Source organism: Streptomyces sp. NPDC004732, assembly GCF_040609235.1.
Classification (GTDB): Bacteria; Actinomycetota; Actinomycetes; order Streptomycetales; family Streptomycetaceae; genus Streptomyces.
This window is the reverse complement of sequence record NZ_JBEXJR010000003.1, coordinates 192,560-208,196: the sequence shown is the minus strand read 5'-3', so window position 1 is coordinate 208,196 and position 15,637 is coordinate 192,560. Positions and strand designations below refer to the sequence as shown.

General features: G+C 69.3%; 16 protein-coding genes, 2 pseudogenes and 1 riboswitch. Of the genes and pseudogenes, 11 read left to right on the top strand and 7 right to left on the bottom strand.

What is annotated here, in order from left to right; genetic code table 11:
* The first annotated feature begins 26 nt into the window (after window positions 1–26).
* The 7 genes from ABZV77_RS10075 to ABZV77_RS10045 all read left to right on the top strand — a co-directional run bounded on the left by ABZV77_RS10075 (window position 27) and on the right by ABZV77_RS10045 (window position 6,543).
* Window positions 27–2,069, top strand: a complete 2,043-nt coding sequence (locus tag ABZV77_RS10075) for a PQQ-binding-like beta-propeller repeat protein (RefSeq protein WP_356252973.1) — start codon at window positions 27–29, stop codon at window positions 2,067–2,069.
* Window positions 2,070–2,116: 47 nt separating this feature from the next.
* Window positions 2,117–3,064, top strand: coding sequence for a heparin lyase I family protein (locus ABZV77_RS10070; RefSeq protein WP_356252970.1), 948 nt, complete (start codon window positions 2,117–2,119; stop codon window positions 3,062–3,064).
* Window positions 3,065–3,158: 94 nt separating this feature from the next.
* Window positions 3,159–3,893 (top strand): trypsin-like serine protease, encoded by a 735-nt coding sequence (locus ABZV77_RS10065; protein ID WP_356252967.1) that lies wholly within the window; start codon window positions 3,159–3,161, stop codon window positions 3,891–3,893.
* Between the two features lie 142 nt (window positions 3,894–4,035).
* On the top strand, window positions 4,036–4,845 hold the full coding sequence (gene cobF / locus ABZV77_RS10060; protein ID WP_356252964.1) for a precorrin-6A synthase (deacetylating): 810 nt from the start codon (window positions 4,036–4,038) through the stop codon (window positions 4,843–4,845).
* Window positions 4,846–4,932: 87 nt separating this feature from the next.
* Window positions 4,933–5,015, top strand: a riboswitch (cobalamin riboswitch).
* A 59-nt stretch (window positions 5,016–5,074) separates the two neighbouring features.
* Window positions 5,075–5,296, top strand: coding sequence for a CbtB-domain containing protein (locus tag ABZV77_RS10055; protein ID WP_356252961.1), 222 nt, complete (start codon window positions 5,075–5,077; stop codon window positions 5,294–5,296).
* 19 nt (window positions 5,297–5,315) lie between these two features.
* On the top strand, window positions 5,316–6,074 hold the full coding sequence (locus tag ABZV77_RS10050; protein ID WP_356252958.1) for a CbtA family protein: 759 nt from the start codon (window positions 5,316–5,318) through the stop codon (window positions 6,072–6,074).
* Between the two features lie 124 nt (window positions 6,075–6,198).
* Window positions 6,199–6,543 carry a hypothetical protein gene (locus tag ABZV77_RS10045; protein WP_356252955.1) on the top strand — a complete coding sequence of 115 codons (345 nt, stop codon included), beginning with the start codon at window positions 6,199–6,201 and terminating at the stop codon, window positions 6,541–6,543.
* 187 nt (window positions 6,544–6,730) lie between these two features.
* Here ABZV77_RS10045 and ABZV77_RS10040 read toward each other — a convergent pair whose 3' ends face one another.
* Entirely contained in the window at window positions 6,731–7,303 is a 573-nt protein-coding gene (locus tag ABZV77_RS10040; RefSeq protein WP_356252952.1) for a histidine phosphatase family protein, read from the bottom strand.
* Between the two features lie 306 nt (window positions 7,304–7,609).
* Between ABZV77_RS10040 and ABZV77_RS10035 the strand changes: the two genes are divergently transcribed.
* The gene (locus tag ABZV77_RS10035; RefSeq protein WP_356254252.1) at window positions 7,610–8,869 is read left to right on the top strand and encodes a S41 family peptidase; all 1,260 of its coding nucleotides are present in this window, start codon (window positions 7,610–7,612) and stop codon (window positions 8,867–8,869) included.
* 68 nt (window positions 8,870–8,937) lie between these two features.
* On the opposite strand, the gene ABZV77_RS10030 is transcribed toward ABZV77_RS10035, so the two are convergent.
* Window positions 8,938–9,504, bottom strand: coding sequence for a DNA starvation/stationary phase protection protein (locus ABZV77_RS10030; RefSeq protein ID WP_356252949.1), 567 nt, complete (start codon window positions 9,502–9,504; stop codon window positions 8,938–8,940).
* Between the two features lie 274 nt (window positions 9,505–9,778).
* Here ABZV77_RS10030 and ABZV77_RS10025 point away from each other — a divergent pair, with 274 nt between their 5' ends.
* Window positions 9,779–10,633 carry an alpha/beta hydrolase gene (locus tag ABZV77_RS10025; protein WP_356252946.1) on the top strand — a complete coding sequence of 285 codons (855 nt, stop codon included), beginning with the start codon at window positions 9,779–9,781 and terminating at the stop codon, window positions 10,631–10,633.
* A 19-nt stretch (window positions 10,634–10,652) separates the two neighbouring features.
* Here ABZV77_RS10025 and ABZV77_RS10020 read toward each other — a convergent pair whose 3' ends face one another.
* The 5 genes and pseudogenes from ABZV77_RS10020 to ABZV77_RS10000 all read right to left on the bottom strand — a co-directional run.
* Complete coding sequence (locus tag ABZV77_RS10020; protein WP_356252943.1) at window positions 10,653–11,171, bottom strand: helix-turn-helix transcriptional regulator; 519 nt, start codon at window positions 11,169–11,171, stop codon at window positions 10,653–10,655.
* The gene (locus ABZV77_RS10015; RefSeq protein ID WP_356252940.1) at window positions 11,113–11,565 is read right to left on the bottom strand and encodes a hypothetical protein; all 453 of its coding nucleotides are present in this window, start codon (window positions 11,563–11,565) and stop codon (window positions 11,113–11,115) included. The genes ABZV77_RS10020 and ABZV77_RS10015 overlap by 59 nt, the downstream gene beginning before the upstream one ends.
* A gap of 182 nt (window positions 11,566–11,747) precedes the next feature.
* Window positions 11,748–11,912: pseudogene (locus ABZV77_RS10010) on the bottom strand (nuclear transport factor 2 family protein); the annotation flags it as partial.
* A 9-nt stretch (window positions 11,913–11,921) separates the two neighbouring features.
* Complete coding sequence (locus tag ABZV77_RS10005; RefSeq protein ID WP_356252937.1) at window positions 11,922–12,704, bottom strand: class I SAM-dependent methyltransferase; 783 nt, start codon at window positions 12,702–12,704, stop codon at window positions 11,922–11,924.
* 94 nt (window positions 12,705–12,798) lie between these two features.
* A pseudogene (locus ABZV77_RS10000) lies at window positions 12,799–13,005 on the bottom strand (IS630 family transposase); the annotation flags it as partial.
* A gap of 264 nt (window positions 13,006–13,269) precedes the next feature.
* On the opposite strand from ABZV77_RS10000, the gene ABZV77_RS09995 reads away from it, so the two are divergent.
* Both ABZV77_RS09995 and ABZV77_RS09990 read left to right on the top strand, forming a co-directional pair.
* Window positions 13,270–13,983 carry a cytidylate kinase family protein gene (locus tag ABZV77_RS09995; protein ID WP_356252935.1) on the top strand — a complete coding sequence of 238 codons (714 nt, stop codon included), beginning with the start codon at window positions 13,270–13,272 and terminating at the stop codon, window positions 13,981–13,983.
* Between the two features lie 1,162 nt (window positions 13,984–15,145).
* A complete protein-coding gene (locus ABZV77_RS09990) occupies window positions 15,146–15,580 on the top strand; it encodes a VOC family protein (protein ID WP_356252932.1) in 435 nt (144 codons plus the stop codon).
* The last annotated feature ends 57 nt before the right edge of the window (window positions 15,581–15,637 follow it).

The following is a 15,637-nucleotide window of genomic DNA, read 5'->3' as shown; positions in this document are numbered from 1 at the left end:
ATGTCACGCAGCACAGGAGGAATGTCATGCCACAACAGCACATCAGCAGGCGGTCCGTACTCCGCGCCGGTGGCGCGGTCGGCCTGGTGACGGCGGCGGGCCTCGCCACGGCCGGACCGGGGCAGGCGGCGCAGCCCACCGGAGGGGGTGGCGGAGCGAGGGTCGTCGACCTCGGCCCCGCGGTGGTCCGCTTCTCGCTCATGAGCGCGGTGCTGGTCGGCGACACGCTGTACATCGGTTCGCGCAACCTGGATCCCGTGAAGATCATCGCCCTGCACATGCCGACCGGCAAGGTCGTGGCGCAGACCCCGCTGGGCACCGGGCACTCCATCCAGGCCCTCGCCGCCGACCCGACCGGCCGGTACCTGTACGCCGGTGTGCTCCAGAAGTCGGTGAGCCGGGCGAACCTCTACCGCTGGGACCTCAAGACGCCCGGCAAGCCCGCCGAGGCCCTCGGCCGCATCGGGGACCGCGACATACGGGACCTCACCGTGGCACCGGACGGGGCCGTGTTCGCGGTGGGCAGCGGGGGTGCGGGCGGGGCCGCGCCCGCACTGTGGGAGTACGACCCGGCGAAGGGCGGGATCGTCTCGCTCGGGGTCCCGAGCGCGGACGCGACCACCGCGCAGGCCGTCGCGGCAACGGCCTCGACCGTCTTCTTCGGCGCCGGGAGCATCCTGCACGGTGGTGGCGGGAAGAGTAAGGCGGCCCTGTTCGCCCTCGACCGTGCGGCGCGCGAGTTCAGCCAGGTCACGCCCCGGGAACTGCAGCGCGACGCATCCATCAGGGAACTGGCCGTCATCGACGACAAGTTGGTCGTCGGCACTGCGGGCCACTCCGCCCCCGCACAGGTGGCTGTCATGGACCTGGCCGACCTGGGGGAGTACTCGGTGGCCGAGTCGCGGGGCACGACCGCCAAGAAGTTCGCGGCCCTGGACGGCAGCGTGTACTTCGCCGGTGAATCCGGGCTGCTCGCCTACGAGAGGGCCACCGACTCGATCGGGCCCGTCGAGTTCCGAGGACCGGACCTCGGTGAGATCTGGGGCGTGGACCGTCGCGGCGACAAGATCCTGGTGACCTCCGCCTTCGGGTTCGTGGCCGAGATCGACCCCGCGGCCAAGACCTCGAAGGTCATCGAACTGGCGGATGCGGGCGCGCCGTCGGCTCCCCAGACCGTCATGGGCATCGCGGCGGGCGGCGGCCATGTGTACGTCAGCGGCACGGGCACGATCGCCCGCCACACGCTCGGCAGGGACGGAGCCCTCGACAGGGACGGAACCGTCTACCTGCGCACTCCCGGCGAGGCCAAGGACGCCGTAGTCGTCGACCGGGTCCTCTACACCGGCCAGTACAGCTCGCAGGGAATCTGGACGCACGACCCCCGCAAGGGCGACACCACCCACCAGGTCGCCGCCTTCCCGCCCGCGCAGAACCGGCCCGCCGACGTGGTCTGGGACGGCGTGAACCGGCGCGTCCTCGTCGGCGTCGAGTCGGACACGGCAGGCGGCGGCTCGCTGTGGACCTACGACCCCCGCACCGAGCGCTCCCGGTGCCACGTCAACCCGATCGACGACGGGCAGTGCGTCCGCGGCCTCGCCACCAAGGACGGCGTGGCCTATCTCGGCGGTGACAACAACACCGGCACCGAGCCCCGCGCCACGGTCGTCGCCTTCGACCCGGTGGCGGGCAAGGAGCTCTGGCGCGTCGACCCGCAGCAGTCGGCGGGCGTCGCCGCGCTCGCGATCCGCGGCCGCCACCTCTACGGGCTCTCCCGCAAGGGCGGCTTCTTCGTCATCGACATCCGTCGGCACAAGCTGATCCACCGGGCGGACGTCAGCTCGGTCAGCAACGGCTACGCGGCCATGGTGACCAATCGGGGCGTGGTCTACGGCGTATCCGATACGACCGTCTTCCGCTTCCACCCCAAGAGCTTCGCCGTCTCCACCGTCGTCACCGACATCAACGGCGGCTGGTACAGCGGCTCCCACATCACCAACGACGAGTCCGGCCGCCTCTACACCATGCGCGGCCGCAACCTCGTCCAGATCACCGACCACCCCAACACCTGATCCCAGCCTTCCCCCCCCACGCACACCCCCCCACTCAAGGAGGAACCATGCGCAAGCCACTGGTCCACCTCACGGCCGCACTCACCCTGAGCGGCACGCTGCTGACAACCGGATGCCTCGCAGAGGATCGCGCCGACGCACAGTCCCGCGACACACAGCCCCAAAGCGCGCAACCCACCGACACAGACCCCAAGAACGCACAGCCCCAGGCCGCGCAGTCCCAGCAGCGCCCCCCGCAGACCGCACAGCCCGCGCAACAGGCCCGCACCGACCGCAAGAACTCCAAGCCCCTGCTCGATGTCGACTACGAGAGCGGCACGCTCGACTCCGGAATCCCGGACCTGACCACCACCCATGCCACGGCGCCGGACGCCTCCGCCGTCGTGGGCTCCGGCCACACCGGCGGCCACGGAGTCATGCACAAGGTGACGCTGGACGACGAAGGCTACGTATCGGACGGTGCGCCGCGCAGCGAAAGCGCCACCGACAAGGTGACGGCGTCCCGGTTCCGCGTGGGTGACGAGCGCCGCTACGAGTTCAGCGTGCTGCTCAAGGACTGGAAGACGTATGAGGAGGGCGACGCCACCACGGGCGACATCCTCTTCCAGGGCAAGCCCGCCAACTCCAACCCGCCCTCCTTCTACCTCGGCGCCAAGCGCAACCAGATCATCTTCCGTTCACCGGGCCCCGACCTCCAATGGCCGGTCGTCGACGACTACCGCCCGTACGTCAACAAGTGGCTGCGGTTCCGCGTCGACGTCCGCTGGGCGGACGACAACACCGGCTCCTACAAGATCTCCGCGAAGCTCCCGGGGCAGCAGGACTTCGAGCTGAAGAAGGTGTACGAGGACACGCGGACCTGGCACCCGAAGAACCCCTCCGACTTCGGGTACGTCAAGTGGGGCCTGTACCGGCCCGACTCGACCACGGAGAAGGGCAGCGTGAAGACGCGCATCGCCTACCACGACGACATCCGCGTCAGCACGCTCCCGTAGCCCACACGTGACGGCTTCCGACGGAACCTTCCGGCCCGGCGAGGTATCTCATCACGTGGGGGCACGGTGCCTCCGTCGAAAGGAGCTGTAACGCATGGTGCGTCGAGTCCAGGTGCTGCTGTTGGCCGCCCTGCTATTGGTGGTGGGTTCGGTGATGTCGGGTGCACCTGCCTCCGCCGTCATCGGCGGGTCGAAGAGCACCTACGGTCCGTGGGCGGTACGCATGCTCGTCGACGGCAAACCGGCGTGCACCGGCACCGCGGTCACGACCCGGTGGATCCTCACCGCGTCGCACTGCTTCTACGAGCAGGCGCAGCCGGTCGCCGACAAGCGGATCTCGTTCCGGGTGGGCAACCTCGACATGCGCAAGGGCACCAAGGTCCGCCCGGTGCCCGGCAAGCGGGTGGGCAGCGCGCACGCCGACATGATGCTGATCAAGGTGGCGCGCATGAACGTCAAGCCCGCGCGCCTGGCCACGGCCCCCGTCCGCATCGGCCAGAACGTACGGCAGTACGGGTGGGGCGCCACCTGCACCGGGGACGAGAACTCCTGCCAGTCCAACGTGCTCAAGCAGTCGAAACTGCAGGTCGTGAAGGCGGACACGCCCCGGTGCAAGGGTTACGTCACGCCGAACGGCCCGGACTTCTGCATGAAGAAGGTGTCCGGGATTCCCGCCGGAGGTGACTCCGGAGGCCCGATCATGAGCGTCGGCCCCCGCGGCACCGAAACCCTCGTCGGCGTCTTCAACGGCTCCGACCGGGAGAAGGTCGCCCAGGCCGGAAAGATCTCCCAGCAACTCGCCTGGATCCGCTCCGTGACCCGGCGATAGCTCAGAAAGGAAACAAGACCGGCCGACCGTGAGGCGGCCGCACCGAAATGGCGCCTGCCGGGCGAAGCCCCGGCCGGGCGCCATTTCTGCTGTGAGGTGCATTTTCGCGGGGGCTGGGAGGCGAGCTGCGAGACTGGACGTCATGAGTACGCAGGGTGCGGATCGGCGCACGATTCTCGTCATCGGTATCGGAGCGGGCGACCCCGACCACCTCACCCTCCAAGCGGTGAAGGCCATCCGGCGCGCGGACGTCTTCTTCATCGTGGGGAAAGGCGCCGACAAGGCCGCGCTCACGGATCTGCGCCACCAGATGCTGGAAGAGCACGCCGAGGCCCCGTACCGCGTGGTGGAGGTCGAGGACCCGAGCCGGAACCGGCGGCCCATGGACCGGTCCGACTACACGTCGACCATCGAGGACTGGCGCGCCCGCCGCGCGGACCTGTTCGAGGGCCTGATGCGCGACGAGTTGGGGGCCGGTGAGACCGGGGCCTTCCTCGTGTGGGGCGATCCTTCGCTGTACGACAGCACGCTCGGAATTCTCTCCTCCATCGAGGCGCGCGGCCGGGTCTCGATGGCCATCGAGGTCGTCCCCGGCGTCACGAGTGTTTCCACGCTTGCCGCGCGGCACCGCATTCCGCTCAACCAGGTGGGCCGTCCGGTCCACATCACCCCGGCCCGGCGCCTCTCCGATGTGGGCCAGAACGATGACGGCGACATCGTCGTCATGCTCGACGCGCACGAGTCGTTCACCCAGGTCGAGGGGGAGGGCGTCTGGATCTACTGGGGCGCCTACTTGGGCACGCCCGACGAACTCCTCATCGCGGGGCCGCTGCGGGACGTGTCCGACCGCATCCGCCAGGTCCGGGCCGATGCCCGGGAACGGCACGGCTGGATCATGGACACGTATCTGTTGCGGATCGTCGAGCAACCTTCGGATCGACCGCGTCAGTGATGCCAGGAGAGCACCACGGAGGCTAAGCGGTCTTGGCCCGGTGCCCGGCACGCGGTACGGTCTGGGCGATATCGACGACGGCAGGGCGGAAGCCGGTGGAACTCCGGCACGGTCGCGCCACTGTGAACGGCGACGGGCCCCCGCGAGGGGGAACGTCACGGAAGTCAGACCCGCAGCCGTCGTCCTGTGCACCACCGAATGGGACGCGAGTTCCCGAGGAGGTCCTGCCATGGCGCAGACCGTCGCCCAGCCGACACCCACCAGCTCAGCTTCTCCCGGAAAGCTTCCGATCGGCGCGATCGTCCCCTGGGCGGTCTTCTTCGGCATCCTGATGCTGGTCCTGCTGTACTTCGTCGGCGCCGAGCAGGGAGCCACCTCCGTGGTCAACGGCGCAGACGTCCACGAATGGGTCCACGACGCCCGCCACCTGCTCGGCTTCCCCTGCCACTGACGAGGAAGACCGCGCAACCATGAACTCCACAACGGTCCGAAACCTCCTCGTGCGGGGCATGCTCGCAGGCCTCGGCGCCGGTGTGCTCGCTCTCCTCGTCGCCTACTTCCTGGGCGAGCCCGGCGTCGACGACGCCATCGGCTTCGAGGAGTCCCACGCACCGGCGCACGAACACGAGGTCGAACTCGTCAGCCGCGGGCTGCAGTCCACCGGCGGCCTCGCCACCGGCGTCCTGATCTACGGTGTGGCCTTCGGCGGCATCGCGGCCCTGGCCTACTGCTTCGCCCTCGGCCGCGTCGGTCGCTTCACCCCGCGGGCCACCGCACTGCTGCTCTCGGGCACGGCCCTGCTCGCCGTGTACGTGGTGCCGTTCCTGAAGTACCCGGCGAACCCGCCGTCCGTCGGCGACCCCGACACCATCGGCAAGCGCACGACTCTCTACCTCCTGATGATGGTGCTCAGCGTGCTCCTGTCGATAGGCGCGGTGATCCTCGGCAAGCGGCTCGCACTCAAGTGGGGCAACTGGTACGCCACCGTGGCGGCGGTTGCCGCCTTCGCCCTGGTGATCGGTCTCGCGTACGCGTTCCTGCCCGTCATCAACGAGGTCCCGAAGGACTTCCCGGCCACGCTGCTCTGGCGGTTCCGTACCTCGGCGCTGGCCATCCAGCTCACCTTGTGGACCGGATTCGGCCTGATCTTCGGAGAGCTGGCGCAGCGGCTGCTCGCCCCGCGAGCCGAGGCGGCGGTGCCTTCGCAGGCCGACCCCGTGGCGCACTGAGGCATTCATGCCGAGCCAGTGACTGAAACAGCGGCAGCCAGTTCCGCACAGAGGGCCCACCGGAACCATCCGGGGGCCCTCTCGCGTTCTCCCGACATCGATGGACTCGGCAGGAGGGACCCGAGTGACCAGACCACCACAACCACGGCACATCACCCTCGGCGGACACGAGGCGGTGGCCCTGACCCCGCAGGAGTACGAGCGGCTGATCGTCAGCAGGCGGCAGGTCGGCGGCCAGAGCGCCCGGGTCAGGGTGCTGGCGCAGCGTGTGAAGCAGAGTGAGGAATTGCTGCGGCAGATCGAGGCGCTGATCGGGCAGTCGGAGGACGGCTGCCCAGGTCCGCACATGTCGGCGGGGCGAGGAGTCGGCTCATGCCTGCGTTGTGAGCTCGCCACCTTGCTCCAACGCCATCGGAACGGACGCGGTGCGGATGCGCCAAGCGGCCGTTCCGCCCCGAGGGGTGCCTAGGGCCTGTCTTCAAACTCCTGTCTGCTGCGCGGCGTCTGGCACGCGCTCTCGCCGCACCGGGTGAACGCCCACGTACGTCCAGTACGAGGGCGTCCACCCGGCACGCCGAGAGCACGCACCAGACGCCGCGAAGCCGCCCTCCGGGCGACGACAGGAGTTTGACGACAGGCCCTGGCCGACGTGCGGTTCACCGTGTGTCGAGCGCCTGGCCGAGCCGTAGATTCCAGCGCCCGGAACGCCCGCTGAGGCAGGTCGCGGTCAAGGGCGGGACGTCGAGACGCCAGAAGGCCGAATGCGGTGCTTCGAGGGCTGTGACCGCCATGGCCCGAATGACCTCGGGCTCGGCCACGGCAACGGTGCGGCCCTCGACCTCCGCAATCGCATCCAGCCATGCGGTGACACGCTCGCACAGGGACCGCACGGACTCCCCGCCGTGCGGTGCCGCGGCCGGGTCCGACAGCCAGCGAGACACCGCGTCGGGCTCTTCCTTACTGACGTCGTCGAGGGTGCGGCCCCGCCATCGCCCCATGGCCAGACCCGTCAGCTCAGGGGAGTCCAGGGCGGCCAGACCGAGCGCCGACGCCGTTTCCCGGCAGCGCACGGTGGGGGAGACCAGCACCCGTTCGGCTGTCGGAAGGGTTCCGGCGGCTGCCTGGGCCCGGGCCGCGCCCTGGGCGTCGAGGAGACTGCCGTCGTCGAAGCGGGCTTCCCGCAGCGATCGGCTGGTCGCCGGTGAGATCAAGGTGACACGACTGGTCACACCTTCGCTCCCATCTCTTCTGTGCGGGGCGCCGTCATGGGAAGGGTCTCGCAGGAAGAAGTCTCCACCATCCAGTCCGGCAAGTGCGCGCCTCCCTGAGGTGGCGTCAAGTGGTGGGTCGGATGGACCTGGTGTGCGGGCGTGAGGCAGTGTCGGGGCGACGCATACTGACGAACACTGGGGGGAATCTTGCGTATCACCGTGTCTGCCGTCCTCGCCCTGGCCCTCGCCGCGGGAGTCACTCAGGCCGCATCCGCGTCCGCTTCCGCCGCCGACGCCCCGCCCAGCACGGACGGCGTGTGGCGCATGGACGGCTACGGCACCGTCCTGGCCCTGCGGGACGGACAGCTCCAGGAGTACCAGACCACGGCCGTGAGCTGCCTGAAGGGCTTCGCCGCCCGGCAGACGAGCCCCGGCGTCTACACCACCCCGGACAACGCTGTCCTCACCGTACGCACCGGACACGACCGCGACCGCGCCACGCTGGCCATCGACGGTGCGGCGGGGCACCGGAAGCTGAAGCGGACACCGGCGCTGCCCGACGACTGCACCCGGCCCGCACCCAGTGGTCCGCTCGCCAGCTTCGACGTGTTCTGGCACTCCTTCGCGGAGAACTACCCCTTCTTCGCCGCCAAGGGCATCGACTGGGACGCCATGCGCACCCGCTACCGCGCCAAGGTGCACCCCGACACCACGCGCGACGAACTCTTCGCCGTCTTCCGCGACATGGTGACTCCGCTGTACGACGCGCATGTCGCCGTCGGCGACGGCGACAAGTACTTCGCGCAGGTCCGCCCCGGCACTGAGATTCCCACCGAGGAACTCGACGAGAAGGTCAAGAAGTACATCGTGCGGCGCGACCTCGCCAAGGCGCACAACCTGCAGAACTTCGCCAACGGCCGCATCACGTACGCCGATCTGCCCGGCGGGCGCGGCTACCTGCGGATCTCCGGCTTCGACGGATACGCGGCCGAAGGCGCCCCCTACTCCGCCGAACAGGCCGTGCTCGACGAAGCCCTGGACACCGTCCTCACCTCGCAGCGCGCCAAACGGCTCAAGGGCCTCATCATCGACCTGCGCATCAACGGCGGCGGGTCCGACCCCCTGGGAATCCGCATCGCGGAGCGCCTCACCGACTCGCCCTACGTCGCCTACCGCAAGCGCGCCCGCAACGACCCCGCCGACCCCACCAAGTACACCCGCCCCGAGCCGATCCGTGTCACCCCCGCCCAGGCACCCCACTACACCGGCCCCATCGCCGTGCTGACCGGCGGGTCGACGGTGAGCGCGGGTGAGACGTTCACCCAGTCCCTCATCGACCGGCCCGAGGGTCGCGTCGTACGCATCGGCCAGCCCACCCAGGGCGTCTTCTCGGACATCATGGGCCGCGTGCTGCCCAACGGCATGGGGGCCGTACTGCCCAACGAGCAGTTCCTGACCCGCACCGGCGACACCTTCGACGGTCCCGGCATCCCGCCGCACCTGAAGGAACCGGTCTTCACCGAGGAGGAGTTCGCCAAGAAGCGGGACTCGGCCTTCGACCGCGCCCTGAACGTCCTGCGGTGACCGCCACCACCCGGCTGGCCGCCCCCTGCTCGTCGGAGAGGGGGCGGCTCCCGGCCTCACCGAATAGGTCAGGCGCGGACCAGCGGGGTGTCGACCAAGTGCTCGGCCAGGAACCACGTCTGCAGCTCACCCGTCCTGATCACCTGTGAGACCAGCAGGTCGTTCGTGCCGTCGTCGCCCAGTTCGGCGGTCCTGGCCGCCGCGTCGTGCGCATCGACGAGGATCGTCTCGTGGGCCTCCAGGAGCCGCGACAGCATCGCCGGGACTTCCTCGACACCGTCCGGCGAGCGCGGGACCGACGTGAGTTCCGCGACGTGCCGGGGGTCGCCCACCGCGACGCCGCCCATGGTCTGGACGCGCTCGGCGAGGGTGTCGACGAGGCCGAGCTGTTCCCCGGCGTGCTTGTCGAGGACCAGGTGCAGTTGGTAGAAGGTCGCGCCGCGCATCAGCCAGTGGTGCTTCTTGTAGAGGCCGTACAGGATCTGGGTGTCCGCGAGGACCCGGTTGAGGCGCTGGCAGGCGTACATCCTCGCCTCGTACGACAGGCCGATCGGGAACTGATTCACCGTGCCGTACTCCTGGATCACCTCGCCCTTCTTGTCCGGCAGCGCACGCGCTGCTGTCGGTCCGTGCACGGCGCTGACCTCCCGCTTTGGTCCCGTTCGCTCTCGTGCAAGCACCCGTGCACTGACCGGCGGGACGGCGCGGCAGGCCGACCTAGCCTCGGCCGGGCCGCCCCGACCGCGGGGCGCAGGTGGACAGCCGAGAAGGAGTGGACGGGATGAGTGCGGATGGATACGCGGACGTCGTGGTCGTCGGGCTCGGGCCCGGCGGCGAATACGCCGCGGGCGCCCTCGCCGAAGCGGGGCTTGACGTCGTCGGTGTCGAGGCGGAGCTCGTCGGCGGCGAGTGCCCGCCCTGTGGGACGGCGGCGGCGCGGACGACCCGGACATCGAGGAGGAGTGGCTGGCGCTGCCGGGGCGCGACGGGAAGCGCATCAGGGTACGGATCCTGCGCCCGGCCGGTACCGACGAGTCGCTGCCGGTCGTGCTGTATCTGCACGGCCTCGGCTGGATGCTGACCGACGCGTACGCGCACCGGCGGCTGCTGGCTGACCTCGTGCTCGGCGCCGATGCCGCCGTGGTCGTCCCCGAGTACGACACCCCGCGCGACGCCCGCCATCCGCACGCCGTGGAGCGCGCCTACACGGTGGCCCGGTGGGTCGCGGGGCACGGGGCGGTGTGCCGCCTGGACGGGGCCAGGATGGCGGTCGTCGGCGCCAGCGCGGGCGCCCAGCTGGCGGCGGCTCTCACGCTCGTGGCGCGCGAGCGCGGCGGGCCGGACTTCCGGCGCCAGGTCCTTGTCTGCCCGGTGACGGACTCGGCGATGGACACCCCGTCCTACCGGCGGTTCGCGGACGGGTACTTCCTCAGCCGCGCCGCCATGCACGGCTACTGGCAGCAGTACGCACCCGACGCCGAGAGCCGGGCGCACGGGGCTGTCTCGCCGCTGCGCGCGCCGGTGAGCGGGCTGCACGGTCTACCGGCGGCGCTGGTCCTGACCGCCGAGGCCGATGTGCTCCGCGACGAGGGCGAGGCGTACGCGGCCCGGCTGAGGGAGGCGGACGTGCCCGTCGTGTCGATCCGCTACCAGGGCACGATCCACGGCTTCGTGCTCTTCGACCTGCTCCGCGGGACCGAGGCGTCCCGGGCGGCCCGCATCCAGGTGACGGACACTCTGCACGCCGCCCTGCACTCGGCCTGAGCGCCGCTCCGTACCTTCCTCAACCGCCGTCGGAGCCAGCGACATCGCGGTGCCGACGCGCCTCGCTGGGGGACGTGCCGTACGCCGCCTGGAAGCGGCGGCTGAAGTGACTCGGGCTGGTGAACCCGCACCGCGCGGCCACCGCCGCGACGGTGAGCCGGTCGTAGCGGGGCGCGGTCAGCATCTCGCGCGCCTTGGCCAGGCGCTCGGTGATGAGCCACTGCTCCAGGCTGATGCCCGCGTCGTTGAGCAGGGCGTAGAGCTTGCGTACCGAGACGGCGCGTTCCCGCGCGATCCGCTCCGGTGTCAGGTCGCGGTCGGCGAGGTGGCGGCGGGTGTACGCCAGGACCCGCGTGAGCAGCGTCTCGTCCATCGCCGAGCGGACGGCAGGGGACTCCTCGGCGTGCGCGGCGGAGACGAGCAGCGCGCGGACGAGCTCGTTGGTGGCCGTGGCGAGGGCTCCGGCGCCGGGGTCGCCCTCAAGACGGCCCGGGTCGCGCCAGACACCGCGCAGATGGTTCAGGACCAGGTCGTACATGGGGCTGGCGCGCAGCTGCCGAGGCCTTCACCACGGCGTCCACCGGCATGTCCAGGCGGTCCACGTCGAACATCATGGACTGGGACGCGCCGTCGCCCGACCAGCCGTAGACCCGCGGCGACAGCTCGTGGAACACGCAGATGTCGTCCGGTCCGAGGACCTGCTGCCTGCCCGCGATCTCGGCCCGGTGGGCGCCCTCGGGCTGCAGCGACACCGAGATCACGGGCCGACTGCGGTGATGGCGCACGTGCCGGTCGTTGCGGCGCACCTCGAAGCCCGGATTGCGGGTGGAGAAGAGCCCGAGCCCACCCACCTGCCACAGCTCCATGCGCGCGTGGATGCCCGTCTCCGGCTCCTCGTGGACCACTTCATTGGGCACCAGCGAGTCGGTCAACGCATGATGAAACGCGTCCGCCCGCTCGCGTGGCGCCACGGTGGACAGATCGACGAGCAGCACACAACCCTCAAGACGACTACCCCCATGAAGCAGACATTCTGCCTCATGGGGGAGCGGCACTCCGCCGACCGCCGCGGTGCACGGCCCGCCACCGGCAGCCCCACGAGTCGCGCGTACGTTCAGGCCGTGGGCACGCGGTCAAGGAATCCGCGAACGGTACGGATCCGGCCGTCGTCGGCCAGCGGGTCCGTGTAGCTGCCGTCCTCGGCCCAGGCAGCGGCCACGGCCTTGACGATGTCCTCGTCGCCCTCCGCGTTCCAGCCCTCTTACCAGCACGAGACCGATCAGACCGATCACGTCACCCGGCCCACGAGCACGGAGACCCGGACCTTTTCGAGATACGGGCCGGACGGGAGCGACCGGTGAATCCGCTCGGCGAACGCCGTCCGATCGTCCGGCAGTTCGTCAGCGGGGATCGCGGAGCAGACGCCGCCGATGAGCTCGTCGAAGCTCAGCTCATCGCTGTAATCGATCACCGATTCCCGCACATCTGTGAACCCTGCGGCCTGGAGCGCTTCCGCGTACCGACGCCGGTCATGCGCACCGGTCCCGCAGGTTGCCTTCAGCCTGGTGCCGAAGTGATCCTCCAGACAGGCCCGCAGAGCATGCGACCAGGCACAGTCCTGCAGCCACAACGGTGTGCCGTTGGCCACCACGGCAACGCCCCCTCCCGGGCGGAACAGCGGCACCAGCGAGCGGAACAGCTCCTCGTGCCGCATCCAGTGCAGTGCCTGCCCGATCACCGTCATCGCCAGGGACTTCTGCCCCACCAGCGCCCCCACTGCGGGAACGTCACTGTCGGAGCCCAGCACCCAGGTCACGTTGCGCACCCCCTGACCTGCGGCCGTTTCCCCTGCGAGCCGGAGCATGTCCGGTTCCGGGTCCATCCCGACAACGGAACGAACCCGGGCGGAGAGCGGGAGAGCAAGCTGGCCGGTGCCGCACCCGAGATCCAGCACGACGTCGTCAGCATCAAGCGCGAAGGCTGCCTGCAACGCCTCGATGACCGCGGGCGGATAACCACGACGGTACTTCGCGTAATACTCAGCGACTTCACCACTGAAACCCACAGTCATGCCGCTCACCCTCACAAGAGCAGGCCGATCAGGACAGCTTCCCAGCACGCTGATCGCTACCAGCAGAAGACGAGCCCGGCCCCGCAACCGTCCCATGAAACCGGTGGATCACGTCGCGGACGGGGTCCTCGTCGGCCTGCACCAGTTGGGCGATCACCGGGGCCCGGTGGCCGCCGGCGGCGGCCAGCAACATCATCGCGCGTCGGTAGCGAACCGGGGCGGCGCTGCCCCGCCGCACGATCTGCTGAAGGCGCTGCCCCTCCTGATCGGCCAGTCTTCGCACGCGTACCGGCTCGGCCATCGCGACGCCCAGGGCACGTCGAACCAACCGCGTCCGGTCCTGGACCCGCGGCTGACCTAGCATCCCGTGCCATGACATGACCTTCCATGCTGCATGCGGGCCGGGCAACCTCACTGAGGCACTCACCCTCTTCCGCGGATGGACGGTGGAGAACACCCCGCATCAGGACAGCCTCGGATCGATCCCTCCAGCCGCAGACGCCGCCCCACCCGGTGAACCTGTGCGGTGAGAGCCCGAGCCATAGACACGGTGAGAGAGGCAGCAATGAACCAAGGCACCCGCGGCGAGCTCATCAGTCGGCTGGCCGAGGCGATCAGCTCCGTCACAACTGCGCACCCGCTGCGGGTCGCCATCGACGGGCCGCCCGCCTCCGGCAAGACCACGCTGGCCGACGAGCTCGCCGTCGTCCTGCGCGCGCAGGATCGCGACGTCATCCGCGCGACCATCGACGACTTCCTCGTCCCCCGTGCACAGCGCTACCGACGCGGCCAGTACTCGGCCGAAGGCTGCTACTTCGACGCCCACGACCACGCCGCGCTGTGCCGAGTCCTGCTCGATCCGCTAGGCCCGGACGGACACCGAAGGTTCCAACACGCGGTCTACGACGCAGACACCGACACCCCATCGTCCCCGCCGGACACGACCGCCCCCGCAGACGCCGTACTGCTCTTCGACGGCGTCTTCCTCCTGCGCCCAGAACTCATCCCCCGGTGGGACCTGCGCATCTTCGTGTCCGTCCCGTTTGAGCAGACGGTAGAACGCGCCCGTGACCGAGCCGCGGCACTGGCCGAACCCACCACCGACACCCCCGACACCACCGAAATCGAACGATCCTGGCGCCACCGCTATATCCCCTCCCAACAGCTCTACTTCGCCACAGCCCGCCCAACCGACCACGCAGACATCATCGTGTACAACGATCAGCTCGAACGGCCTACCTGGCAGGTCCGACCACACTCATCGATCCACGGGATTTGACGATTACTCGTGAGCCGCAAGGTCGGATTGGCCAACGGAGTCGCGGCCCGCAGCGCGGAGGCGGGCCGAACCGAAGGCGCCTGACGGGTAAAGGACCAGTGCAGGCGCCCCTTTTCGTGTCCCTTAGAAGAAGCCGAGCTTCTTCGCCGAGTACGACACCAGCAGGTTCTTCGTCTGCTGGTGGTACAGCAGCTGCATCCGGGCTGAGTGGGGAAACGATGCTTTGCAAGGCTTTCGCCCGGAGGTCGGTCCGGTATTGGTCCGGATCTTGGTAGCCACTGGTACGGGCGACAGGGGTCGGTCAATACTGGGAAGTCGTGGGAGTGATCGGGCGCAGGGAAGGCGCTCCTGCGGACAGCCCGTGCAATCGACTACGGCCGGTGGTCGTCGCAGAGCCATCCGGCGGGATAGAAGCGAGCGGATGCTCCGCATGGCCGTACCCCAGCCCCGCACTTGCCCCGGTAGGCGATCGGTGGTGTCCCCGGCACAGCAGACCTTGTGCTCGGGGCGGACTCGGGTGAGCGGAGTGCCGCCCTGACGTGGCCTTGAAACGACGGCGAGGGGTTTGCCCGATGCCGCGTCGAGGTACGCAGTGTGATCGGTCGTGAAGGTCCAGAGCTCAAACGTAGTCCGCTTCACTTTGACGATTGCTCGTGCGTAAAGCCCGGAGACGGCGTCTCGGATGAATTCGTCGAAGGGGCGTTCCGCTGGTCGCGTGGTCAGATGCCAGCCTCCGCATTTCCCTGTCCGCTTCTTCGGGCACGGCCCCGGGAACCGCTCGTCGCACTTGGCGAGTTCGATGTGCCGGATACCACCGCGGAACGGTATGGGGGAGTTTCGCTTCATGAGCAGTTCCAGGGGAACACGGTCGGTACGCAGCCACGGCACTGTCGCGTCCCGCGCCATGTCCTGGCTGTCCGTCTGCCATGCCTCCAGCACGCCAGCACGCCAGCACGCCAGCACGCCAGCCCGTCGGGCCGCCACGTCCTGTGCTTGAATCTCTCGCCGGTTGCGCAGGGACAGTTGCGACTGAGCGCGACCTGGAGCACCCCGGGGGATCCTGTGGCTTAGGCAGTGTCCGACGAGTCATGGAGTGGAGGCAGCGGCCGGTTGCTGGGACGACTCAGCCGTGCTTGTCAGAGGTGCGCAGTACGGTCCTGTCATGGCAGCCAGAATCGATCTGACCCTTGATTGCACGGACGCGCAGTTGCTCGCCGAGTTCTGGAAGACGGCCCTGGGGTATGTCGACGAGCCACCGCCCGCTCCCTTCAGTACCCGCGAGGAGTGGCTCGCGCAGTTCGACCTCCCAGATGACGATTCCGCGGACGACGCCGAGTGGCTATGCGATCCCGACGGCATCGGCCCCCGGCTCTCCATTCTCAAGGTCCCTGAACCGAAAGCAGCGAAAAACCGACTGCACATCGACGTCCGGGTCCCGGGACATGGCAGTTCCGATGAGCGTTGGGCGCGGGTCAAGGCGGAGGCTGAGCGCCTGGTGAAGGCGGGCGGGAACGTCCTCAGAGAGTTCGACGAGCACCACATCGTGATGGCCGACCCGGAGGGCAACGAGTTCTGCGTCGCTGCGGCCTCGGCCTGAGGGCTGACAGGGCGGGCCGCTTCCGCGGAACGTCGCATTTGCCACGTGCCCGTTCGC

What these genes read in the sequence shown, in the direction of transcription:
- ABZV77_RS10055 (WP_356252961.1), top strand. Translation starts at nt 5,075, where the DNA reads ATGGCGCAGACCGTCGCCCAGCCGACACCCACCAGCTCAGCTTCTCCC.
- cobF (WP_356252964.1), top strand. Translation starts at nt 4,036, where the DNA reads ATGAGTACGCAGGGTGCGGATCGGCGCACGATTCTCGTCATCGGTATC.
- ABZV77_RS10020 (WP_356252943.1), bottom strand. Translation starts at nt 11,171, where the DNA reads ATGTACGACCTGGTCCTGAACCATCTGCGCGGTGTCTGGCGCGACCCG.
- ABZV77_RS10065 (WP_356252967.1), top strand. Translation starts at nt 3,159, where the DNA reads ATGGTGCGTCGAGTCCAGGTGCTGCTGTTGGCCGCCCTGCTATTGGTG.
- ABZV77_RS09995 (WP_356252935.1), top strand. Translation starts at nt 13,270, where the DNA reads ATGAACCAAGGCACCCGCGGCGAGCTCATCAGTCGGCTGGCCGAGGCG.
- ABZV77_RS10050 (WP_356252958.1), top strand. Translation starts at nt 5,316, where the DNA reads ATGAACTCCACAACGGTCCGAAACCTCCTCGTGCGGGGCATGCTCGCA.
- ABZV77_RS10005 (WP_356252937.1), bottom strand. Translation starts at nt 12,704, where the DNA reads ATGACTGTGGGTTTCAGTGGTGAAGTCGCTGAGTATTACGCGAAGTAC.
- ABZV77_RS09990 (WP_356252932.1), top strand. Translation starts at nt 15,146, where the DNA reads ATGGCAGCCAGAATCGATCTGACCCTTGATTGCACGGACGCGCAGTTG.
- ABZV77_RS10035 (WP_356254252.1), top strand. Translation starts at nt 7,610, where the DNA reads ATGGACGGCTACGGCACCGTCCTGGCCCTGCGGGACGGACAGCTCCAG.
- ABZV77_RS10075 (WP_356252973.1), top strand. Translation starts at nt 27, where the DNA reads ATGCCACAACAGCACATCAGCAGGCGGTCCGTACTCCGCGCCGGTGGC.
- ABZV77_RS10070 (WP_356252970.1), top strand. Translation starts at nt 2,117, where the DNA reads ATGCGCAAGCCACTGGTCCACCTCACGGCCGCACTCACCCTGAGCGGC.